General features: G+C 45.5%; 20 protein-coding genes, 1 tRNA gene and 1 other annotated feature (1 of these 22 running past the window's edge). Of the genes, 15 read left to right on the top strand and 6 right to left on the bottom strand.

Going from position 1 to position 23,858, the window contains the following annotated elements; translation table 11 throughout:
• Positions 1–138, top strand: a binding site (T-box leader) (it extends 142 nt beyond the left edge of the window).
• 79 nt (positions 139–217) lie between these two features.
• Together ileS and WA407_RS20930 are read left to right on the top strand one after the other, a co-directional pair.
• A complete protein-coding gene (gene ileS / locus WA407_RS20935) occupies positions 218–3,307 on the top strand; it encodes an isoleucine--tRNA ligase (protein ID WP_336078288.1) in 3,090 nt (1,029 codons plus the stop codon).
• A gap of 140 nt (positions 3,308–3,447) precedes the next feature.
• Positions 3,448–3,840, top strand: coding sequence for a DUF5665 domain-containing protein (locus tag WA407_RS20930; RefSeq protein ID WP_250268823.1), 393 nt, complete (start codon positions 3,448–3,450; stop codon positions 3,838–3,840).
• Positions 3,841–3,862: 22 nt separating this feature from the next.
• Here WA407_RS20930 and WA407_RS20925 read toward each other — a convergent pair whose 3' ends face one another.
• Positions 3,863–4,597 (bottom strand): TraR/DksA C4-type zinc finger protein, encoded by a 735-nt coding sequence (locus WA407_RS20925; RefSeq protein ID WP_069289977.1) that lies wholly within the window; start codon positions 4,595–4,597, stop codon positions 3,863–3,865.
• A gap of 235 nt (positions 4,598–4,832) precedes the next feature.
• Here WA407_RS20925 and lspA point away from each other — a divergent pair, with 235 nt between their 5' ends.
• From lspA to WA407_RS20870, 11 genes are all read left to right on the top strand, one after another.
• Positions 4,833–5,324 carry a signal peptidase II gene (lspA, locus tag WA407_RS20920; protein ID WP_023989430.1) on the top strand — a complete coding sequence of 164 codons (492 nt, stop codon included), beginning with the start codon at positions 4,833–4,835 and terminating at the stop codon, positions 5,322–5,324.
• Position 5,325: 1 nt separating this feature from the next.
• Positions 5,326–6,297 (top strand): RluA family pseudouridine synthase, encoded by a 972-nt coding sequence (locus WA407_RS20915; RefSeq protein WP_069289976.1) that lies wholly within the window; start codon positions 5,326–5,328, stop codon positions 6,295–6,297.
• Between the two features lie 505 nt (positions 6,298–6,802).
• Entirely contained in the window at positions 6,803–7,369 is a 567-nt protein-coding gene (gene pyrR, locus WA407_RS20910) for a bifunctional pyr operon transcriptional regulator/uracil phosphoribosyltransferase PyrR (RefSeq protein WP_043882258.1), read from the top strand.
• The gene (locus WA407_RS20905; protein WP_023989427.1) at positions 7,366–8,280 is read left to right on the top strand and encodes an aspartate carbamoyltransferase catalytic subunit; all 915 of its coding nucleotides are present in this window, start codon (positions 7,366–7,368) and stop codon (positions 8,278–8,280) included. Before pyrR ends, WA407_RS20905 begins: the two co-directional genes overlap by 4 nt.
• 58 nt (positions 8,281–8,338) lie before the next feature.
• Complete coding sequence (locus WA407_RS20900; RefSeq protein ID WP_336078287.1) at positions 8,339–9,661, top strand: dihydroorotase; 1,323 nt, start codon at positions 8,339–8,341, stop codon at positions 9,659–9,661.
• A gap of 62 nt (positions 9,662–9,723) precedes the next feature.
• The gene (gene carA / locus WA407_RS20895; protein ID WP_336078286.1) at positions 9,724–10,860 is read left to right on the top strand and encodes a glutamine-hydrolyzing carbamoyl-phosphate synthase small subunit; all 1,137 of its coding nucleotides are present in this window, start codon (positions 9,724–9,726) and stop codon (positions 10,858–10,860) included.
• Position 10,861: 1 nt separating this feature from the next.
• A complete protein-coding gene (carB, locus tag WA407_RS20890; RefSeq protein WP_235309404.1) occupies positions 10,862–14,077 on the top strand; it encodes a carbamoyl-phosphate synthase large subunit in 3,216 nt (1,071 codons plus the stop codon).
• 67 nt (positions 14,078–14,144) lie between these two features.
• Positions 14,145–14,939: an orotidine-5'-phosphate decarboxylase gene (gene pyrF / locus WA407_RS20885; RefSeq protein WP_336078285.1), complete on the top strand. Its 795-nt coding sequence runs from the start codon at positions 14,145–14,147 to the stop codon at positions 14,937–14,939.
• Complete coding sequence (pyrE, locus tag WA407_RS20880; protein WP_336078284.1) at positions 14,936–15,577, top strand: orotate phosphoribosyltransferase; 642 nt, start codon at positions 14,936–14,938, stop codon at positions 15,575–15,577. The genes pyrF and pyrE overlap by 4 nt, the downstream gene beginning before the upstream one ends.
• A gap of 146 nt (positions 15,578–15,723) precedes the next feature.
• Positions 15,724–15,888: a hypothetical protein gene (locus tag WA407_RS20875; protein WP_014282411.1), complete on the top strand. Its 165-nt coding sequence runs from the start codon at positions 15,724–15,726 to the stop codon at positions 15,886–15,888.
• 124 nt (positions 15,889–16,012) lie between these two features.
• A tRNA-Ile gene (locus WA407_RS20870) sits at positions 16,013–16,086 on the top strand.
• A 121-nt stretch (positions 16,087–16,207) separates the two neighbouring features.
• Here WA407_RS20870 and WA407_RS20865 read toward each other — a convergent pair.
• Together WA407_RS20865 and WA407_RS20860 are read right to left on the bottom strand one after the other, a co-directional pair.
• Entirely contained in the window at positions 16,208–16,603 is a 396-nt protein-coding gene (locus WA407_RS20865) for a (deoxy)nucleoside triphosphate pyrophosphohydrolase (RefSeq protein ID WP_235309406.1), read from the bottom strand.
• 835 nt (positions 16,604–17,438) lie between these two features.
• Complete coding sequence (locus tag WA407_RS20860; protein WP_235309408.1) at positions 17,439–17,681, bottom strand: PepSY domain-containing protein; 243 nt, start codon at positions 17,679–17,681, stop codon at positions 17,439–17,441.
• A 358-nt stretch (positions 17,682–18,039) separates the two neighbouring features.
• Here WA407_RS20860 and WA407_RS20855 point away from each other — a divergent pair, with 358 nt between their 5' ends.
• Positions 18,040–18,258: a LysE family transporter gene (locus WA407_RS20855; protein WP_235309410.1), complete on the top strand. Its 219-nt coding sequence runs from the start codon at positions 18,040–18,042 to the stop codon at positions 18,256–18,258.
• Between the two features lie 90 nt (positions 18,259–18,348).
• On the opposite strand, the gene WA407_RS20850 is transcribed toward WA407_RS20855, so the two are convergent.
• Positions 18,349–18,681: a hypothetical protein gene (locus WA407_RS20850; RefSeq protein ID WP_025718617.1), complete on the bottom strand. Its 333-nt coding sequence runs from the start codon at positions 18,679–18,681 to the stop codon at positions 18,349–18,351.
• A 280-nt stretch (positions 18,682–18,961) separates the two neighbouring features.
• Positions 18,962–20,458 (bottom strand): GDSL-type esterase/lipase family protein, encoded by a 1,497-nt coding sequence (locus WA407_RS20845; protein WP_235309412.1) that lies wholly within the window; start codon positions 20,456–20,458, stop codon positions 18,962–18,964.
• Between the two features lie 168 nt (positions 20,459–20,626).
• Between WA407_RS20845 and WA407_RS20840 the strand changes: the two genes are divergently transcribed.
• Positions 20,627–22,888: a helix-turn-helix domain-containing protein gene (locus WA407_RS20840; protein ID WP_235309414.1), complete on the top strand. Its 2,262-nt coding sequence runs from the start codon at positions 20,627–20,629 to the stop codon at positions 22,886–22,888.
• On the opposite strand, the gene WA407_RS20835 is transcribed toward WA407_RS20840, so the two are convergent.
• Positions 22,885–23,784 (bottom strand): carbohydrate ABC transporter permease, encoded by a 900-nt coding sequence (locus WA407_RS20835; protein WP_013311057.1) that lies wholly within the window; start codon positions 23,782–23,784, stop codon positions 22,885–22,887. The two genes, WA407_RS20840 and WA407_RS20835, sit on opposite strands and share 4 nt — an antisense overlap.
• Between the last annotated feature and the right edge of the window lie 74 nt (positions 23,785–23,858).

Genomic DNA, 23,858 nt, shown 5'->3' with positions numbered 1-23,858 from the left:
CAATCACCGTTTGCCATGCGTTATAATGGCGCCCTGCTGTAGTTGAGTGGGGCTCAGAGAGCCGTAATGAGACTGTATTTTTAATGGTCTGTTTTTACGGAATCAGGGTGGTAACGCGAGCACAGTCTCGTCCCTTTACAGGGATGGGGCTTTTTTTGTTGCTTTTTTTAGGAAATGCTAGAGAAATCAATGATGAGCAGAGAGGGAGTATGACAGTATGAACAGAGTGGATGTTAAAGAAAAAGCACGGTCTCGTGACCTACGCATCCTGAGCAAATGGAAGCAGGAGGACACATTCCGTAAATCCATCACAAATCGTGAAGGAAAGCCAAATTTTGTGTTTTATGAAGGCCCACCAACAGCTAACGGTAAACCGCATATCGGTCACGTGCTGGGCCGTGTAATTAAGGATTTCGTCGGTCGCTATCAGACAATGAAGGGATACCGCGTCGTACGTAAGGCAGGCTGGGACACGCATGGCTTGCCGGTAGAATTGGGTGTACAAAAGCAGCTGGGAATCTCCCACAAACCTGAAATTGAAGAATACGGTGTTGAAAAGTTTATTAAAAAATGTAAGGCGAGCGTGTTTGAGTACGAGCAACAATGGCGTGATCTAACCGAAGCGATCGGTTACTGGACAGACCTCGATAACCCGTACATTACATTGGATAATAACTATATCGAGAGTGTATGGAACATTTTGGCGACGATTCATGAAAAAGATCTGCTGTATCGTGGTCATCGTGTGAGTCCGTATTGCCCGGATTGTCAAACGACGCTAAGTTCTCATGAAGTAGCGCAGGGCTACAAAGATGTGAAGGATCTGAGCGCCACGGCTAAATTCAAGCTGCATAGCAGTGGTGAATATGTACTGGCTTGGACGACAACGCCTTGGACCTTGCCGAGTCACGTGGCGCTCGCCGTCAACCCTGAACTGGAATATGCACGTGTGAAGCAGGAAGACGGTGTATACATCGTTGCTAAAAATCTGGTTGAGGACGTAATTAAAGGCGAACATGAAGTGATTGGCACGCTATCCGGTTCAGAACTGGTTGACCAAACGTATACCCCGCCATTTACGTATTTTCAGGTTGAAAAGGGTAATCAGATTCTGGGTGCGAAGTTCGTAACAGACTCCAGCGGTACAGGTATCGTTCATATGGCTCCGGCGCATGGTGAGGATGATTACCGGGTATGCCGTGAAAATGGTGTTGAATTTATCAACGTGGTGGATCTTCAAGGTAACTATGTAGAGGAAATCACTGATTTTGCAGGCCGTTTTGTTAAAGACTGTGATGTAGATATTGTTAAAATGCTGTCCGAAAAAGGCTTGCTGTACAGCAAGGAAAAATACGAGCATAGCTATCCGTTCTGCTGGCGCTGCGACACTCCATTATTGTACTATGCTATGGACAGCTGGTTTATCAAAACAACTGCGATTAAGGATCAACTGATTGCTAACAACAGCGAAGTCGAATGGTACCCGGGTCATATACGTGAAGGACGTTTCGGCAAGTTCTTGGAAGAACTGGTGGATTGGAACATCAGTCGCGATCGTTATTGGGGTACACCACTGAACATCTGGGTTTGTGAGGAAACTGGAGAACAGTTCGCTCCGCATAGTATTGCTGAGTTGAGGGAACGTGCGATCGGCGACGTACCAGCGGATATCGAGCTGCACAAACCATATGTAGATGATATCAAGGTTCGTAGCCAATGCGGTAAATACGAAATGACTCGTACACCGGAAGTAATCGACGTATGGTTTGATAGCGGCTCCATGCCGTTTGCGCAGCATCATTATCCTTTTGAGAATAATGAAACGTTTGAGCAGCAATTTCCGGCAGATATGATCTGTGAAGGAATTGACCAGACTCGTGGATGGTTCTATAGCTTGCTTGCGGTTTCGACTATGCTGACTGGCAAAGCTCCTTATAAAGCTGTCATGGCGACAGGCCATGTACTGGATGAGCAAGGGCAGAAAATGTCTAAATCCAAGGGTAATGTTATTGATCCGTGGGAAGTGATTGACGAGTACGGTACAGATGCTTTCCGTTGGGCATTGCTGTCCGATAGTGCACCATGGAATAGCAAACGTTTCTCCAAAGGCATTGTAGGCGAAGCTAAATCGAAGCTCGTCGATACGCTTGTCAATACACACGCTTTTCTGACCTTGTATGCAGATATCGACGGATTTGATCCGGCACAGCATCCGTTCAAACCATCGGCCCATAAGTTGGATCGTTGGATTTTGTCCCGTCTGAACAGCCTCATTTTGGTAGTGGACAAAGCGCTGGCTGTAAATGACTTCCTGAATTCATCCAAAGCGATTGAGTCCTTTGTAGATGAGCTGAGCAACTGGTATATCCGTCGTTCACGCGACCGATTCTGGGGCAATGGTCTTACAGAAGATAAGCTGGATGCATACCGTACACTGACCGAAGTGCTGTTAACGACTGCCAAACTACTTGCGCCGTTTACACCACTGCTTGCAGAGGATATTTACCTCAACCTAAGCAACGGGGAAAGTGTTCATCTGGATAATTATCCGACTGCCAATGAGTCCTTGATCGATTTGGAACTGGAACGAGATATGGAAACGGCACGCCGTGTCGTTGAATTGGCGCGTAACGTCCGCAACGAAACGGGTTTGAAAACGCGTCAACCGTTGTCCGAGTTGATTCTGTCCATGGATCAGGACTTTGAACTGAGTGGCTATGAGGAAATCATCAAAGATGAGATTAACGTGAAGCATATTCATGTGGAGACGGACGATAGCGGCTTTGTAGATTTTACACTGAAACTGAATTTGAAAGTAGCAGGCAAGAAATACGGCAAAAATGTCGGTTTCCTACAAAACTTTTTCAAAGGAATGTCTGCTGAGGATACCCGTTCTGTTGTAGAAAAAGGAGTGTTAAACGTCGCTTCTCCAGAAGGTGAAGAACTGCAAGTTACGGCCGAAGAATTGCTGGTGGAGAAAAAAGCGAAAGAAGGCTTCGCTTCTGCTTCCGGTTATGGCTTAACGGTAGCGTTAAACACAGACATTACACCGGAGCTGGAGCAAGAGGGCTGGGTACGTGAAGTGGTTCGTGCGGTACAGGATTATCGTAAAAAACTGGATCTGCCGATTGAAAAGTATGTGGCGTTGACGTTGGATGTAGATAATGAGCTGCGTCTGGCCATCGAAAGCTTCGACTCTGTGTTGCGTGAGAACGTATTGGTTACTACTGTGACATTTGGTCAAGCCGAACCGGCAGAACATGTGGAAGTGAACGGTAAAACCATCGGCGTTCATATTGGGGAATAATTACAAGCCCCCTGTCCCATAATACAATAACAGGCAGCATATAAAAACGAGCCTAAGCATCGGAAACGGGTTTTCTCCGTTACGTGCTTCGGCTCGTTTGCTGCGTTCAGGGCAGCCATGGGAAAAGGGGGATTGTGCATATGACGGCACGATCAAGGCGTAGACAGGGAAGGAGTCTCCGAGGGGTAAACGGAGAAGGGGCTGCCATAGCCGCAGATAAAAGCAAAACAGGTAATCAGGCAGAGCAATTAAGTCGTGTTGAAAAGCTGATACGTGCTGTGTCAGAGCAGATGGAACGGACACGAATTGCAGATTACGCTTTGCTGCTGAATAAGCCTTGGCGATTACTCTGGCTAAATCTAATATCAGGCGTTTCCCGGGGAATCGGCATCGCGCTAGGTTTTACTTTTTTTGCCGCTACCATTATTTATGTGCTGCAAGTGCTCGGAGCGTTGAATTTGCCGATTATCGGTGATTATATCGCTGATATTGTACGGATCGTACAGCGACAATTGGAGCTTACCACCTATTAGGCAGCGATCTCCACTTTGAAGTTCACGATTCGTCTTCGTGCGTATCTGGCTCCAGTAGACCTTCGCCCTCACCATCTTCTATATAACGCTGATAAATGGAGCTGCGAATAACAGATACATTTTGTCCATAAATGTCAGTAGCAATAAAGCTTTCGTATGGCTCTACGAAGCCCATATTATCATCACCTGCTTCAATTTCCATATCATCATAACTGTGGATTTCTCCACTTTCGGCCATGGCTGGTGTGTTAGATGTACCCCAATTTTCGACGATCTGCCAAGCATCTTCACCGTCGAAGCCGTTTTGATCATCACGCTCATCCAGACTCGTTCTGCCGAACGAGGGAGCGAGAAATTCTTCCTCTACTGGGCGGCGGTTAGACACTTCTGTTTCGGGACTGTACTCTTTACAGTAAATGGTATAGGGAACAGCCAGTAGGCGCTCATAGGGAATGGGTTTACCGCTGGCGGCACAAATGCCATACGTCCCCTTTTCCATGGCCATCAGAGCTGATTCGATGCGTTCTAATTGGAATTCGTCGTGTTCCAGTAAGGAAATATCCTTGGCTCGCTCGTAGGTTTCGGTAGCCAGGTCTCCTGGGTGGTTATCAATAGGAGAAAGCTCGCCGGTTTGGTCGCGTTGGGAATCGCCGAGTCCGTAATGGTCGTTGTTTTGCAAACGATGCTCAATTTCTTTTTTGCGTTCCAGCAGTTCGTTACGCAAGCCCTGCAATTGTTGCTCCGTCAATGGGGACATGGAATCCTCTCCTTGTTCTAGGTTTACATGCGCATGCGTTGTGTCGAGTATGCTCCATGTAGTTTGCACCGGGAAGACCTCTTTTACATAGGAAATTCTAATCAAATGCGAAGGAGTTCATTTTATGGATGATCTGTATTTGAAGCTTGCGGGATTCGTGGACGATCTGAGAATGCTTATGCTACAATAAATGGGTTCAACAACGGATATAAGCGGATCGGAGTGACGAAGGACTGTGATTTATTTTGGTATTGCGCTAATTATTTTTTTGATTGATCAGGGAGTCAAATATTTGGTGGCTACGCGGATGGAATTGTACGAACAAATACCAGTCATCGGCAATTTCTTTTTAATCACCTCCCATCGAAATCGTGGAGCCGCTTTTGGAATTTTGGAAGGTCAACGTTGGCTTTTTATCGTGATTACAATTGTAGTGGTGATTGGTATCGTCTGGTACCTGCGAAAAACAGTCAAGGCTGGACAAAAGCTACTTCCTGTTGCGCTAAGTTTGGTGCTGGGGGGAGCAGTCGGTAACTTTTTGGATCGAGCTATTTCAGGGGAAGTAGTTGATTTTGCACAATTTAATTTTGGAAGCTATACGTTCCCCATTTTTAATGTGGCAGATTCGGCAATTGTCATCGGTGTAGCACTGATTATTTTGGATACATTGCTGGAATCGCGTCGGGAAAAAGGAAATGGCAATGATAGCATTGAAGGGAAGTCATAGCATGAGCGAAGTGAATGAAAACGGCGAAGCCGCAGGTCTGTCTTATGAGGACGAACTGGAGGGTGAATCTCTGGAATGGACGGCCGATTCCGGGGATGCCAAAACGCGTATAGACAAATATATCGCCGAAGAAATGAAGGAAGTGTCTCGTTCTCAGATACAGCTGTGGATCGGAAACGGTCGCGTGCTGGTGAACGGTACGGCGATCAAGGCGAACTACAAGCTGGCTGAAGGAGATCGTATTGTATTATCGGTACCGGAGCCAGAAAGTGTAGATATTGTACCGGAAAATATTCCGTTGGATGTCGTTTACGAGGACTCGGACGTTATTGTTATTAACAAGCAACGTGGTCTGGTCGTGCATCCTGCACCGGGACACTCTTCGGGAACATTGGTTAACGCACTGATGTACCACTGTCACGATCTTTCCGGCATCAACGGGGAATTACGTCCTGGTATTGTTCACCGTATTGATAAGGATACATCAGGACTGCTGATGGCGGCTAAAAATGATCAGGCTCACGCATCACTTGCAGCACAGCTTAAGGACCATAGTGTGACTCGGAAATATATAGCCTTAGTTCACGGTCATTTGAGCCACGATCAGGGAACGGTAGATGCTCCGATTGGCCGCGATTCCGGTGATCGCAAATTGTTCACAGTGACGGAACGTAACAGCAAGCACGCAGTCACCCATTTTCTCGTCATTGAACGATTGGGAGATTATACCCTGCTTGAACTTCAATTGGAAACAGGACGCACACACCAAATTCGTGTTCACATGAAATTTATTGGACACCCATTGGTTGGCGACCCTATGTATGGGCGCAGCAAAGGGGTTCGTATGGATGGTCAGGCGCTGCATGCGGCGGTACTGGGCTTTAAGCATCCATCCACTGGAGAGTACATGGAATTCAACAGACCGATCCCTCCTGATATGGAGGATGTTTTAGCGTCCCTGCGTAGTCGCTAAAACAATGACAATTTGCATTCCTATTCACAAACCTGAATAAATTATTAAGTTAAACCGCCTAAATGGCGGTTTTTTTTATTGTGGGATAAGGTATGGGTAAAAACAACTATGGATAATTATACAATGAAGTTGTATAATTATTAGAGTGCTTCCGGTGGTTCCGGTTGAACGGGTGTTGACACACGATTTTCAATCTGTCATACTTCTTGTAGTTGCGATGAACTTTGTCCAAGAGATGGCTAACCATCTCACACTATGAGAAGCAGGACAAAGGAAATCCTGAATAGCACCTTTAAATCAGTCCCGTGAGGCTGGCAAGGTAACGTGAATGGATCACTGATCAGTGCATCCGCTGCGGCGGTATGTCTTCAGTGTGTCCGAGAGATCGGAGAACAGTGGAAGACTGTTCATACGAGACTCCTTGCCAAACTTGGGCAAGGAGTCTTTTTTGTATCCGAACACGGGACCAGGTCTGAAGGGAACATCACCTGAGGAGGCTGGAAGCATGAGTAATGAAACACATGTACTAATGGATGAAATTGCGATTCGTCGGGCATTGACACGGATTGCACATGAAATTTTGGAGAAAAACAAAGGTATTGACGATTGTGTGCTAGTAGGTATTCGAACACGCGGAGTTCATCTGGCGCAACGACTGGCTGAAAAAATTGCTGAGATTGAAGGCGCACCAATTCCATGGGGAGAGCTGGATGTCACAGCCTACCGGGATGACCGAAGCAGTGTAGCCGAAGCTAAAGGAAATGGAAAAGAGCTTTTGATGAATCCTGCTGACGTATCGGTTCATGATAAGAAAGTCATTCTCTTTGACGATGTGCTGTACACAGGCCGCACCATCCGCGCGGCGATGGATGCATTGATGCACTGCGGACGACCGCAAATGATTCAGCTGGCAGTGCTAGCAGATCGCGGACACCGTGAGCTTCCGATTCGTCCGGATTACATCGGCAAGAACATCCCGACCTCCAAATCTGAGGAAATCGTAGTAGCCCTTCAAGAGACGGACGGTAAGGACGAAGTGACAATCATTCAGAACCGGGGGGAACAGCTATGATCACAACAGCCAGTCAACTTAAAGAACGTAGCCTGCTCGGGTTAAAGGAACTTAGCCGAAATGAAATCGAGTCCATTCTGGATCGTGCTCATTATTGGGAATCTCAACCAGAAAAACTGGTTCCAGTACTGCAATCACGCTTTGCGGCCAACATGTTTTTTGAAAACAGCACTCGCACCCGCTTTTCTTTTGAGATGGCAGAGAAGCGGCTGGGCGCTCAGGTTTTGAACTTTTCCGCTGCGGCTTCCAGTGTGGAAAAAGGGGAGTCCATTTACGATACAGTACGTACGCTCGAATCCATGGGCATTGATGCAGGAGTCATCCGGTTAAAGCCAGCCGGGGTGCTGCAAGAGCTCGCTGAGAAGGTCAGTGTTCCACTGGTTAATGCAGGGGACGGCAACAATGAGCATCCAACGCAGGCTCTACTGGACCTGTACACCATGCGCAAAACTTTCGGTGAGCTTAAAGGCTTGAGAGTATCCATCATAGGAGACATTCTGCACAGCCGTGTCGCTCGCTCGAATCTGTGGGCCTTGCAAAAATTCGGAGCCAAGGTTAGCTTCTGCGCTCCTGATAATATGCAAGCACCTGATCTTGCGGCGTACGCGCCTTATGTTCCGATGCAAGAGGCACTACAGGCGGACGTGGTCATGATGCTTCGGGTACAGCTGGAACGGCATGCCGAAGGGATGTTGCGGTCAGCGGATGAGTACCGAGAGCAGTACGGTTTGACAGAGAAAAGAGCAGCGAACCTGAAGCCCGGAACAATTATCATGCATCCAGCTCCAGTGAATCGGAACGTGGAAATTGATAGTGCGGTTGTGGAAAGCGAACAATCACGAATTTTTCCACAAATGGCAAACGGGGTTCCGATCCGCATGGCGGTTATGGAACGGGCAATGAAGCTGTAGAAACTGTCAGTAGGATCGTAGGAAAAGTTGCAGAAAACTGAGCGGAGGAATATTTCAGATGAAACAATTAATTATGAATGCAAGCGTATTGAACGAGCAGGGCGAGGCTGAATTGAAATCCATCCTAATCGCCGACGGAAAGATTTTGGCTATTGCAAATGCGGATGCTGGAGTCAGCCTACTTATGGAAGAAGGGGCATCTGGGCAGGAGCGCGAAATCGAAAAGATCGACGCCCAGGGAAAACTGGTCATCCCCGGTTTAATCGACATGCATGTGCATCTGAGAGAACCTGGCTTTGAATATAAAGAAACAATTGAAACGGGCAGCCGTGCGGCGGTGAAAGGCGGATTTACGACGATTGCCTGCATGCCAAACACACGTCCAGTGACGGACAATGTTGACACAGTCCAGCTGGTATTGAAAAAGGGACAGGAAGCCGGGTTTGCCAAGGTTCTTCCTTACGCAGCCATTACGAAAAACGAACTGGGTCGTGAGCTGACAGATTTTGAAGCGCTCAAAGCAGCAGGTGCAATCGGCTTTACTGACGATGGTGTCGGGGTGCAAAGCGCGCAAATGATGAAGGACGCCATGGCGCGGGCCAAGGCACTGGATATGCCGGTTATTGCACACTGTGAAGATAACACGCTTGTTGAAGGAGCGGCAGTGACGGACGGCGAATTTGCCAAGCGCCACGGACTTAAAGGCATTCCGAACGAATCCGAAGCCATTCACGTCGGACGCGACATTTTGTTATCCGAGGCAACCGGGGCACACTATCATGTATGCCATGTCAGCACAGAGCAGTCAGTGCGGTTAATCCGCCACGCGAAATCTTTTGGTATCAAGGTAACGGCTGAGGTATGCCCGCACCACTTGGTATTGTCAGATGAGGACATTCCTGGGCTGGATGCGAACTGGAAAATGAATCCTCCGCTACGCTCCCCACGTGATGTGCAGGCATGCATCGAGGGACTGGAAGACGGCACGATTGACATCGTCGTAACCGACCATGCAGCGCACAGTGAGGAAGAGAAGGCAAGAGGTATGGAGCTGGCGCCATTCGGGATCGTTGGATTTGAGACGGCCTTCCCGCTGTTGTACACGAAATTCGTAGCTACCGGACAGTGGACGCTGGACTTTCTGGTGCGTCGTATGACTGCTGATCCAGCGCGTGTCTTCCGCCTGGATACGGGACGCCTGGAAGAAGGAGCTCCAGCTGACCTGACCATGATTGATCTGGAGCAGGAGCAGGCAGTTGATCCGCAAACGTTTGCCAGCAAAGGACGCAACACTCCTTTTACAGGCTGGAAGCTCAAAGGCTGGCCTGTGAAAACTTGGGTAGACGGCAAACTGGTATGGTCTGCTGACGAAGCAAAATAAATAGAAACCACTAAAAAAAATAGAACCTTATAGCAGGAAACAATATAGAGGAGTGAGACGGGATGCAGGCAAGATTGTTACTTCAGGACGGCACGCTGTTTACAGGCACATCATTTGGTGCGGAAGGTGATAAAACAGGCGAGGTCGTTTTCAACACAGGGATTACAGGCTATCAAGAGGTGCTGACTGATCCCTCTTACTGCGGACAAATCGTAACGATGACTTACCCGCTGATTGGCAACTATGGAATTACTCGTGATGACTTTGAATCGGTACGGCCTTATGTCCATGGCTTTGCTGTTAGACATTACGAGGCAGCGCCAAGTAACTGGCGTGCTCAATACAGCGTGGGCGATTTGCTGAAGGAATATGGCATCATTGGCATTAGCGATATCGACACCCGCATGCTTACCCGGATTATTCGCCATCACGGCACGATGAAGGGCATTTTGACGACTGGTTCCCAGCCGCTGGAAGAACTGAAAGAAATGATGTCTGACTTGACCATTGAAGAACTGCGCAATCAGGTTCCTATGACTTCCACACCTCATCCGTACAGCAGTCCTGGCAACGGAGAGCGGATCGTATTGATTGACTACGGTGCCAAAAGCGGCATTTTGCGCGAACTGAACAAACGGGACTGCGATGTAGTTGTCGTTCCACATGATACGACGGCTGAGGAAATTCGTCGCTTGGACCCGGACGGTATCCAGCTGTCTAACGGCCCTGGAGACCCAAAAGACGTACCCCATGCCGTTCGTACGGTAGCTGAACTGTTAGGGGAATACCCAATTTTCGGAATTTGCTTGGGACACCAGTTGTTCGCTTTAGCTTCCGGCGCGGATACGGAAAAGCTGAAATTCGGACATCGCGGTGGTAACCATCCGGTGAAAGAACTGGAGAGCGGACGCTGCTTTATCACATCACAAAATCACGGCTACACGGTGAATGAGGATTCGATCCAAGGTACTGAGCTTGAAGTGACGCATATTAATAACAACGATAAAACGATTGAAGGTCTTAAACATACCAAGTATCCCGCGTTTTCGGTGCAATATCATCCAGAGGCTGCACCAGGACCTTACGATAATGGCTACCTGTTTGACCGCTTTCTGGACATGATCCGTGAGCACAAAAGAAATCATCCAAAGCAACCGCGTCAGGCTGCTATCGCCGCCGCAGTGAGAGGAGAGCGCTAATATGCCGAAAAATACAGAACTTAAAAAAATACTTGTGATCGGTTCCGGTCCTATCGTCATTGGTCAGGCAGCAGAATTTGATTACGCTGGTACACAAGCTTGTCAAGCGCTCAAAGAAGAAGGCGTCGAGGTAGTACTGATCAACAGTAATCCGGCAACCATCATGACAGACACCAACATGGCAGACAAAGTATACATCGAGCCGATTACACTTGATTTTGTAACACAGATTATCCGTCAAGAGCGTCCAGATGGGCTGCTTCCTACGCTGGGAGGACAGACAGGTCTGAATATGGCAGTGGAACTGGCTCGCGCCGGAGTGCTGGAGCGTGAAAACGTCAAGCTGCTGGGAACTCAACTGAATTCTATAGAAAAAGCCGAAGATCGTGATCTGTTCCGTGATTTGATGCGCGAGTTGGAACAACCTGTACCGGAGAGTGTAATTGTAACAACCTTGGAAGAATCATTAGAATTTGCTAACGAAATCGGTTATCCAATTATCGTTCGCCCGGCTTATACGCTAGGGGGAACAGGCGGTGGTATCTGCTCTACAGAAGAAGAACTGCGTGAAACCGTCAGTTCTGGGTTGAGATACAGTCCAATCGGACAATGTTTGGTGGAAAAGAGTATCGCAGGTATGAAGGAAGTCGAATATGAGGTCATGCGTGACGGCAATGATAACTGCATCGTTGTCTGTAATATGGAGAACTTTGATCCAGTCGGCGTGCATACTGGCGACAGTATCGTCGTAGCTCCGAGTCAGACGCTGTCAGATCGCGAATACCAGATGCTGCGCTCCGCTTCTCTGAAAATTATCCGCGCCCTCAATATCGAAGGCGGCTGTAATGTACAGTTTGCGCTTGATCCGCACAGCTATCAATACTATGTAATTGAAGTAAACCCGCGCGTAAGTCGCTCCTCGGCACTGGCTTCCAAGGCAACCGGATATCCGATTGCTAAAATGGCTGCCAAAATCGCACTGGGCTACACGTTGGATGAAATTGTGAATCCGGTAACGGGACAAACGTATGCTTGCTTTGAGCCAACACTGGATTACATCGTGAGCAAAATACCACGCTGGCCATTTGACAAATTCATTTCTGCCAACCGCAAGCTGGGCACGCAAATGAAAGCAACGGGTGAAGTCATGGCCATCGGACGCACATTCGAGGAATCCATCCATAAAGCGGTACGGTCGTTGGAAATCGGTGTACACCGTCTGCATCTTAAGGGAGCCGAACAGCTGTCTGATGACGTACTCCAGGATCGCCTGATTAAAGCAGATGATGAGCGGTTGTTCTTGGTAGCCGAGGCGTTCCGTCGCGGCTGGCAGCAGCAGGAGATTCAAGATTTGACGAAAATTGACTGGTGGTTCCTCGATAAGGTAGAGGGAATCGTCAAGTTCGAAGCCATCATCGCTGGAGAGTCTGAGCTGACCTACGAAACACTCTATCAGGCCAAACGTAAAGGTTTTACCGACCGCTCGATCGCCGAGATTCGCAGTATGGGCCAAAACGACAGTATGATAACCGAGCGTGAGGTACGTGAATTTCGTCTAGCTCAAAACCTGCGTCCGGTCTACAAAATGGTAGATACGTGCGCAGCCGAGTTTGAAGCCACAACTCCGTACTACTACTCCTCTTACGAGGTGGAAAATGAAGTGATTCCATCTAGCAAAGAGAAAGTTATCGTACTCGGCTCTGGACCGATTCGGATCGGGCAAGGGATTGAATTTGATTACTCCACCGTACATGCGGTATGGGCTATTCAAAAAGCGGGCTACGAAGCAGTGATTATCAATAACAACCCGGAGACGGTATCTACGGACTTTAACACATCCGACCGCCTCTACTTTGAACCGCTCTTTTTCGAAGATGTCATGAATGTCATCGAGCAGGAAAAACCGATTGGGGTTATCGTCCAGTTCGGTGGTCAAACGGCCATTAATCTCGCAGCTCCGCTGAGTGCGGCAGGCGTGAATATTTTGGGTACGAGTCTGGAAAGTATCGATGAAGCGGAAGACCGGAAAAAGTTCGAGCAACTTTTATCTCGTTTGGCTATCGCACAGCCTAAAGGCAACACGGTCACATCGGTAGATGAAGCAGTAGGAACCGCACAGGCGCTAGGCTATCCGGTTTTGGTACGGCCATCCTACGTCTTGGGCGGGCGCGCTATGGAAATCGTGTACTCAGATACGGAATTGCTGCGGTACATGGAAGAAGCGGTTAAAATCAATCCAGAGCATCCGGTGCTCATCGACCGTTATATGCTGGGTAAAGAAGTTGAGGTCGACGCCATCTGCGACGGCGAGACAGTATTGGTACCAGGCATTATGGAGCATGTAGAACGGGCCGGGGTTCACTCAGGTGACTCGATCGCGGTGTATCCACCACAGCACTTGTCTGCCGAGCTGAAACAAAAAATTGTGGAAATTACAATCAGCATCGCTAAGGAATTGAAAACGATCGGTCTGGTAAATATCCAGTTTGTTATTCATCAAGATGAGGTGTACGTGATCGAGGTTAATCCTCGCTCCTCGCGGACAGTTCCTTTCTTGAGTAAAGTAACAAATATCCCGATGGCGAATCTGGCTACACAGGCTATTTTGGGCGGTAAGCTTAAAGATGCAGGCTATTCAGAAGGTCTATGGCCTGAGAGTAATTATGTCTCGGTTAAGGTTCCGGTATTCTCCTTTGCCAAACTGCGCCGTGTAGAGCCGACGCTGGGCCCGGAAATGAAATCGACAGGTGAAGTTATGGGACGCGACATTCAGTATGCCAAAGCCCTGTACAAAGGACTTGTGGGGGCTGGTATGAAAATTCCATCCACTGGGGCGATCATCATTACAGTGGCGGATAAGGACAAGGAAGAAGCTGTCGAGTTGATGCAGGGCTTTTACAGACTGGGCTATAAAATTATTGCAACAGGTGGAACGGCGGCTGCTATGAAGCAGGCCAACATTCCAGTGAACACGATCAACAAGCTGAGCGAAGGGAACCCAAACATCCTGGATATGATCCGTACGGGTGAAGCCAACTTTGTCTTCAATACGCTGACCAAAGGCAAAACGCCAGAGCGTGATGGATTCCGTATCCGCCGTGAAGCAGTTGAGAATGGCATCGTCTGCATGACCTCATTGGATACAGTACGCGCTTTGCTAAGAATGCTGGAAACGATCAATTTCACATCCGAATCCATGCCAGTCCTGAGCAAATAATGCGTTACGAATAGATGTGAGGAAATAAGTAGCACAGGGAAGGACATTCATCAGCTTCGGCTGACGGATGTCCTTTATCACGGGCAAATGTACCCGAATTGACGCGAAAAGGGGATGTAGAACGGTGAATGGAGCATTTCAGCAGATGGCAGGACGGCTGATGGTTGCATTAGATTATCCCAATGCACAACAGGCTGAGCAGTTAATTCGGCAGCTAGAGGGGATTCCCTGTTATATAAAAGTAGGTATGCAACTGTTTTATAGTGCAGGGCCAGCTTTTGTAGAACAGCTAAAGTCCAGAGGATACTCCGTATTTCTGGATTTGAAAATGCATGATATCCCTAACACGGTGCGGGGAGGGGCAGAGAGCATTACCCGCCTAGGTGTGGATATGTTCAACGTACATGCTGCTGGGGGCGTTAATATGATGTCAGCCGCTAAAGCTGGTGCAGAAGCAGCTATTTCCGCAGACAGCTCGCTTTCCATGCCGCTCATTATTGCAGTCACACAGCTGACCAGCACGGATCAGACGACTATGAATAAGGAGTTAGGTATTCCTGGTACGGTACAGGATGTAGTGGTTCGTTACGCACAACTGACCCGTGAGGCGGGATTGGATGGTGTGGTAGCATCCCCTTTGGAAGTGCCTGCCATTCGTGCTGTATGTGGATCAGAATTTAAGACGATAACCCCTGGCATACGCCCGGCAGGTAGTGCTACAGGCGATCAATCGCGTGTGCTTACACCTGGACAAGCCATGGCCCAAGGCAGCAGCTACATTGTCGTTGGACGTCCTATCACCGCAGCAGCAGACCCACGCGCCGCAGCGGAACACATTATTAAGGAGATGATACAAGTATGACCACATTGAATAATATACCCGAGCAAATTGCATCCCATCTGTTACGTATCCAGGCGGTGGCATTGCGCCCGCAGCAGCCTTTTACATGGACATCCGGCATTAAATCGCCAATTTACTGCGACAATCGCCTGACTATGTCCTACCCGGAGGTGCGCGAGCTGATCGCAGACTCATTTGCTGCCCTCATTCGTGAGCAATATCCCGAAACCGAAGTCATTGCAGGGACAGCTACAGCAGGGATTCCTCATGCGGCCTGGGTGGCGCAAAAGCTAAATCTGCCAATGGCCTATGTAAGGGACAAAGCCAAAGGACATGGGAAAGAGAACCAAATTGAAGGCCGCATCAGCGCAGGACAAAAGGTTATGGTCATCGAGGATCTCATTTCTACAGGAGGCAGCTCCATTAAAGCAGCGCAGGCTGTAGCACAAGCAGGCGCTCAGCCGTTAGCGGTACTAGCTATTTTCAGCTACCAGCTAGACAAAGCGACTCAAGCTTTTGAAGAAGCAGGTGTGGAGCTGCAAAGCTTGTCCAATTATACAGCTCTGATGAATGTTGCCTTGCGTGAAGGAACCATTCAGGAAGAAGAGATGGAACTGCTGCGTTCTTGGCGTCAGGACCCGGCTTCCTTTGGCAAATAAGATGAGCTATAGGGGACAACAGAGCTAATGATTAGAACGATTCGTACTCATTGCTAACTATTGTAGATTGTTATGGCTCAGGCCGTGTAAATCGAATTCGATCCGGTTACACTACTCCTACCATCATGTGAAAAGAGGGAGCTCGGATGTATTGGATTTACTATGGCAGACTGTACACGACTAAATTTCAGGCAGGATGTCTGGCAAAAAGGTTGGAACACGACGGCTGGATGTATGGCTACAATGATCCCCGCGCAGTGGAGGTGTACCGCTCGCGCAAAGGTCGTTATGGTGTCCGATTTATTCCGTAAGTCCACAAAAATAATTTTATAAAAGAAAATTTTCGAAAGACTATTGACGAAACACAAGAAAATGTTGTATATTAATTAACGTTGCTGTTATGAATATGTAACGTGAATATACAAATTTTTTTGAGGGCCCTTAGCTCAGTTGGTTAGAGCGGTCGGCTCATAACCGATTGGTCGGGGGTTCGAGTCCCTCAGGGCCCATTTCCTCAAAAACCCTTGCGTAGCAAGGGTTTTTTTGTTGTTTATAGAGGGTTAGAAAATGGAGGGAAGTAGCATTTATAAGGGGCGATTATAATTTGCTAACATATTTGTTAACGTGAATTTATTGTCGAGGTTTATCGCCCTTACTAAGCTGCATCACAAATGGTAAATCTGCAGGTAAGAAATCATATTGGAGTATTGTTTCTTTGTTGACCCAACGTAATTGATCATGATCTATTAATTGAATTTCACCAGATACCCACGTTGTCCAAAATGCAATTAATTTTATTGAACCATGACCATATGAATAAACAGACTCTCCAAATTGTTGACCAACCTCAATATCAATTCCAAGTTCTTCTTTGATCTCACGTTTAATACATTCTTCAAGTGTTTCATCGATTTCAAGCTTTCCACCAGGAAATTCCCACTTACCAGCATGTTTGTTGTCGGGGCCTCGTCTGGTGATTAAAAATTCGTCATCATTGTGAATAATGGCCGCCGTAACTAATTTCATCGCCGACACCTCTTATAATATACATAACTTTAAACTTGTCTTGTCCAACACGAGTTTGTACTAAATCACCAATAATTACATCAGCTATCCATTTCTGATCCCCATTAATTATTTAGAAATTGTCCCCTTTTTAATTCTACAATTTAAATCTACAGTATCATGTTAATTCCTTGGAATATGACGATATTTTACATCTTTTGTAACGAGAGCTTTAATCTAAGATCTTAGTTCGGTTTTTTTCCACATAGTATCATCTGTATCCAACGGATCAGATGAACCCAAACCAGTAATGCGGCGTGTTCCGCCATGTTGACTTGGTTTTCAAAATCCTTGCTGAAGAACAGATTTAAAGCATTCAATTAATTGTTCTTTGGATATGGTAATCATACATAAGCTCTTCAGATAATTGTTATTCTCAGTATAACAGAAGCTATACTTTGTTATGCTATACTGCACGTTAGTTGATAAAACGACAGCCAGTTTATCGTCTGCCGTCTTATCGTGTTTATTGAACTATCGTTTTCAATTAGTTGAATCATAAGTTATATGTAAAACAACTACGTGTAATACCCATAGGCGAAAAAACAATCGGAAGGAAGTTATCCAACCGACTGCTTCTTTGCTAGCATATTAAAGTCCTGTACCCTTGCGAGAAATTATCTGTTCGACGAAATTGTTGGATTTGATCAAGTGTTAGAATATCGTCGTAACGTCTCTCTAAATTTCGAATCCCACGTTGCCACACCACACGAATCTTCATCCACGATATTTTTCTTCACTCCATCTCCTCTGACTCAAATATGAATTGGAAGAAGGTTGTTGCAATCCGAAGGTATCAATCAAAATCATCTTCTTCTTCAATCTTTATTATCCGTCCTGTTTTGGCAACTACCTCAACCTCAAATATTTTGTTTTGTGGTGTCAAAATGAAAATTTCATAAATGAAAATTCCATTCTCTAAATCCATGCCTACATGAACAACTTGCCCAGGCACATTTCTAAGGGCTATTTCTTGTGCTTGCTGTAGTGAAATTCTTTGTCTAAATACAGGACCAGAATTATAGCCAATACCATACATACAAAATCATTCCCCTTTAAAAAATTAGTTCATTCATCCATATGTATCAAACAGGTTTTTGGTGCAAATTTTACTTAGTTGCCAGCTATGAAGGATCTGAAAATAAAAAGATCACTGGTCATGGGAAGCACCAGTGATCTTTTTGCTAATCCTAGTGTTTGAATATGGCTTGGTGAAAGTGTTGATCATCTAGTAGCTACATCTAAAATTAATAAACTTAATCTCAACTTAATCTCAATTTTATCATAATAATAAATTGTTCATTACATACCGCAGGAGGATGACTATGGTGGTTGAAAAAAGAACAGCAACGCGTTAATATTATGTATCCAAAATTTAAATTAATGGAGGCACATTCATGAATGACATATTAGCTTTTGTGATATTACTTATTTTCATAGTCATGTCACCGGGGATTGATTTTGCATTAATCACAAAGCGAACACTCACTGATGGTAAAAAGGATGGTATCAAAATTGCACTAGGTATAACTACTGGTGTTCTTATTCATTCGGGCCTCGTTTTAATTGGATTCGGTTTAAACATGATCTTTAGAATTCAAAGAACAGGACATTGAATAGCTATGAGAATAGGGGTTGACATCAGCCCGTCCATAAAAATAGCACTGCCCCAATAAACGGACAGTGCTATTTTTACCGTTTTTATCTTAAGATACCTTAACAGTGTATACCATTCTCAATTTACCGTTACCGCCGTAAATCTCAACTCTTGCATTCGTTGCAGTAGTGGTGGTTACCACCCCGGAAGCGGAGACGGTGACATTTCCGCTCGCCACTTTATAAGTATCTCCTGGGTAATTTGACAACGCATAGGAATAATTACGTGGCAACGTAGCCGTTCTGTAGTATACTCCGTTAACTTCTACGACAGGCGTAATTACCGGAGAAGGGCCTACAGATGCGGACGCGCTAGGGACGATAATACTCCCGATAAGTCCCAGAGACATAGCTGTTGATAATAATATTTTCTTGGTTTTCATAAAAAAATCCTCCTTATGTATGATGTGAGCTCCTAAAATATACCATGTAAAGTTATAGACCTCACTCCATTTGACAAAAGTTGTCAAAATAATACAATAAAACGATTCTAAAGTCCTATGAAATACAAAATATAACAATTAAAGAATTTTATTTTAAGCTACTGTACTTTTGAACTATTCTCCTAGCTGTATAGTCTTTGATCCACACGGAATAAAAAACGGACGTCAGAGTGATTAGCTCCAAGTCCGTTTTGTGTTTGTATCTAGTTAGTTCTTGAAATCAGTTTACAAGTTGGTGTGCAAGCCTCTCATCGCTGTCTAGATTCCTTTCTACGATACGCTGTTTTAATGCAGACAGTTCCGCACACTGTCGAATGGCTTCCGCTACAAGCTGGGCGACCTGTTTGGCTCCTTCGTCAGAAAAATGGGTATTATCTGTTACACCAGCGGGGTAATTAGGATGCGCTTTTTTAGGCAAATGCATAAATAGCTGCTGTGACTCTTTTTCACCCATTGAACGATAAAGCTGCTGAGAAGCTTCAAAAATATCGAGCAGGGGTGTCTTGGTTTCCGCGGCTACTTTTTTCATGGCAGCAGGATAGGCTCCTACAGCCAACGGATCAGGTTCACCGTCTGCGGTGAATCGGCGGCGGCTTACAGAGGTCAATAGCACTGGAATTCCACCACGCTCCCGAGCGGACTGAATGTATTGAATTAAGTTTTGACGATACTCTCCATCAGGATCGGTATAGCGAGTGGGGTCTTCTTGTTTCTCATCGTTGTGTCCAAATTGAATAAACAGATAATCTCCAGCTTGAATATCTTTTTCAATATCAGCTAACCGGCCTTCTGCTATAAAAGATTTGGTGCTTCGTCCATTGACGGCACGATTGTCCACATGAACAGACGGTGCCAAGTAGCTTTGCAAGTGTTCGCCCCAGCCTGTCATCGGTTTTTCGGTAGCCCCTTTTTGAGCTGCAGTGGAGTCCCCAGCGATAAACAGTCGAGTTGTCATCTGTTGCCTTGCCTGAGCATATCCATGTTTTTGAAGCCAAGTTTCCGCCAGATTAAGCCATTGATGGCATTCATGGTTGTCCTCTGACAGTCCCAATCCGTGTCTTCCTTCCTCAAATACATGCAGTTCAAACGGAATATGTTCTCTGGATAATGAAAAAGCGAACAACAGACTATTTTCTACTGGTACAGCGCCATCATTAGCTGTAGTCCACATCAAAGTTGGAGGTGTCTGTGAAGTTACTTGCTGATCGGATGAAAAGGCTTGAAGCTGCTCCGGCGTCGGCTGTTCACCTAAAAAATGTGTACGGCTTCCGATATGTGTATAAGGCTCATGAAATGAAATTACAGGGTATCCCAACAACAGAAGATCTGGCTTTACTGTCCCTATAGTGGAGACAATGGAGGCCAAGTGACCGCCTGCAGAAAAACCGATAAGCCCCACTTGATCAGGAATGACTAGCCAGTCATGCGGTGTTTGGCGAATCCATTGCAGAGCATGTTCTACATCCTCCAACAAAGAAGTAATCTCGAAATCGCCGACTTGATACTCCAGCACACCCGCATGAATACCTAGATCATTCAACCACCGAGCTATAGGCTCTCCTTCATGTGAGGCCAAATGCTCGTAGCCACCGCCAGGTAATACCAATATAAAAGGACGAGCTTCACGAACTGCTACGGGATAGAGGGAGAGAAAGGAAGTGTCTGACAGAAATTCTCCTTTTATAATCGGTTCTTTAGGACTAACAACATGTAACATAAGTAACTCCTCCAAATTTCTTTTTAACTGCCGCAAACCAAACAAAATCGACTTAAATTGGAATGATACGGATGTAAAAAATAATGCACACGTGAAAAAAATGATTTAAACCTTGTTATGAAAGCGCTATAATTTTGATGTGAAGCAAAGAGCCAGAGGGGGAGCGCAATGAAAAAAGGAAGAATGTTCTACACTATTTTTATTACGATTCTGGTTTTGGGAGTAGGATTGGTGGCCAGTTTTGGCAGCTACATCTATTTTACAACAATTAGCTCCGTTGTGGAGAGAGTTTCCAATACCAAGCAAAGCTACATGGCACAGATCAGAAATAGTCTGGAGCAGAAAATTCAAACGATTGAATATGCTTTTAATACGTATAGCACGACCAGTTCCTTTAATGATGTTGTGAAAAATCCCATTACAGAAAAAGATTTTATAGCGTATCGGAATGTGAATACTCAGCTCAATTATATTGCTACGATGGGATTAGAAGGAACGGAATACTCACTAATCAGTCTGGATCAGAATTGGAGAATCTCCAATGGAAGCCTGTCCTATTTGACGAAAGCGGAACGAGAAAAGCTGATTAGTACCTATATCGACCACCAAGAGAAGGGGCTATTCTGGGTTAAAACAGATAAAGGAATTCGTTTTGTGAATACCTTGCCTGTATTCTCTAAGAAGAAGCAAGCCATTGCTTTGTCGGATATTTCGCTGCAAACGTTAAATCATACGATTCAAACCGAGGATCATATGGCTGTTTTTATTTTGAATAAACAAGGCGATTTAATGTATGAAACCCAGCCTGCTGAACAATTATTGTCCACCCAGCAGCTTCAGCACATTTCAGAAGCTACAGTGAAGCCGAACAACACAGGTATGTTAACTTTGGAGAAAACGGATCAGCAGCCTGCACGACAAGTCATTTACGCCAAATCTGCCTATAACAATTGGACTTACTTAACGGTATTGGATAAGAAAGAAATTGCGGATGCCTTTCAAACGACCAAATTCGGAATCATCATGATGGGACTTGTATTAACGCTCTTAATGGTGGTAGTGGCGTACTTCATTGCCATTTACTTTACAAAGCCATTTCAGCAAATAAAACGAAGCTTGCCTAAAAATCCTAATTTCGCTTTCAAAAATGAACCTTCTAAAAATGAAATTGAATGGATTATTAATTCCATCGACAACATTGTAACCGAGAAGGAAAGCTTGGAAAGTCTCATTCAGTCCGAAATGCCACAGTTGGAAACCCAATTGATTCTCAACCTGTTCCGCAAACGTATTTCTGCAGAGGAATTGGCACGAAAAATGCCACGCCTGGGTTATCCGCAGATCGAGAATCAAATGTATATTACCTTGTTAGTCCAACTGGATAATCTGGGAGATCGAGAGCCCTCGGATAAAGATGTTTTGCTGCTGGCTATTAACAAAATCGTAGAAGAAACGATTCCAGAGCAGCAGCGAATGCTTCCCATCATTTTGAACGATAACACTCAGGCCACCATATTAATTTTGACAGGTAAGAGCGAACAGGAAATGAGAAAGCAAGTCCTAGATGATGCGACCCTTTTAGTTCGAAACGTAAAAGAGTATTTGAATGTATCCATCAGCATCGGCATTAGTACGGTGTATGATAACTTATTAGAAAGTAAAGAAGCCTGTGAGATGAGCAAGCAAGCTTTGCATCACCGTTTAAACTTAGGCAAAGAGTCGATTATTTTTTATGAAGATATTTCCATGGTCATTTCAGGTCCGGTGCTGCTTCATTATCCTACGGAATTGGAATCAAAACTGTTTGATGCCATCCGAATAGGGGACGAAGAGCAGGTATATCATACCGTGCACTCTTTATTAGAGGAAATGATGATAAAAAATAATCATTCCATGAACTTTGAAGTGCTGTTGGTACGGTTTGTGAATAACCTCATCCAATTGGAGCAACTATTAGGGATTGAAGTGCTGCTGACGCAAGACAATCATGCCTTGTATCATCGTTTGCTGGACATCCGTAACCCGGAAGAGATAGAACGTATGCTAATAGAGCAAGTTATTTTCCCCATGGTAAAAAGCATGAAAGAGAAGACCAACCAGCAATTCCGTTGTCTCTCGGAGAAAATTGCTGCTATTATCCGTGCTGAATATGACCAGGAATTATCATTAGAACTCATTGGAGACCGACTTCATTACAATCCGAATTATTTAAGCAGTATTTTCAAAAAAGAATACGGAACGACGTTTAGTGAATATCTGATGGGCTACCGCTTACAAATGGGCAAGAAATGGCTCGTTGAGACAGATATGACGATTAAAGAAATCGCCGAGCGACTGCAATATCATAATTCGCAAAACTTTATCCGCTCTTTTCGGAAAAAAGAACAGGTTACACCGGGAGCTTACCGAAAGATGAAGCAAGCCAATTAGCCTTTTACCGCGCCTAATAAAGCTCCTTTGACAAAGTGCTTTTGCACAAATGGATATACGATTAACATCGGAACGGTCGCAATGACAATGACCGCCATCTTAATCGTCTGCGCAGGCGGGATGACATCTACAGCAGTTCCTTCTGCCTGCATACCACTGGAAACGATTACAATTTGTCGTAGCAAGACTTGAATCGGCCATTTGGCAGAATCATTGATATAGAGAATGGCGTGCATATACGTATTCCAGTAGGCAACAGCGTAGAATAGAGAGATGGTTGCAATAGAAGGCAGGGCTAATGGCAACATAATTTTAAAGAAGATACCAAAATCGTTGCACCCGTCCATCTTGGCTGATTCCTCCAGATCATCTGGCAGCGCCTGAAAAAAGTTACGCATGATAATCAGGTTAAACGCATTAATGGCCACGGGAAGAATCAAGGACCAATACGAGTTGATAAGCCCCATGCTTTTTACAACCAGGAATGTCGGAATCATCCCCCCACTAAACAACATAGAAAACACGACAATGAAGTTAATCGTATTGCGGCCAAGTAGATATCTTCGGGATAATCCATAAGCCATAAAAGCAGTAAATATCATACTTACAACTGTACCGACGATCGTTACTCCGACCGAAACCCCGAGACCTCTAAAAATGGTGGGAGTCGACAGAATATAGCGGTAGGCATCCAAGGAAAAAGTAACTGGGAATAAAATGAACTTCTTGGCTATCACCTCTTCGGTTGAGGCAAAAGAGCTGGCGATGATATTCAAAAAAGGTAAGAGACAAGTGAGGGCAATGAGAATCAATAGTGTACTGTTTACAATGTTGAAAATACGGCTGCCCAGCGATTCTTTTTTTCGTAATTTTTGTTTTCGTAATGGCTGTGTCAATGTGGTTGACCTCCTCGTAATCGTTTACATGTCAACTTTATCAAGAGGAAAGAATTCCGTATATAATCAAATCT

Source organism: Paenibacillus sp. 203, assembly GCF_037027525.1.
GTDB classification, from domain to species: Bacteria; Bacillota; Bacilli; order Paenibacillales; family Paenibacillaceae; genus Paenibacillus; species Paenibacillus polymyxa_B.
This window is presented reverse-complemented; position numbering and strand designations above follow the sequence as displayed.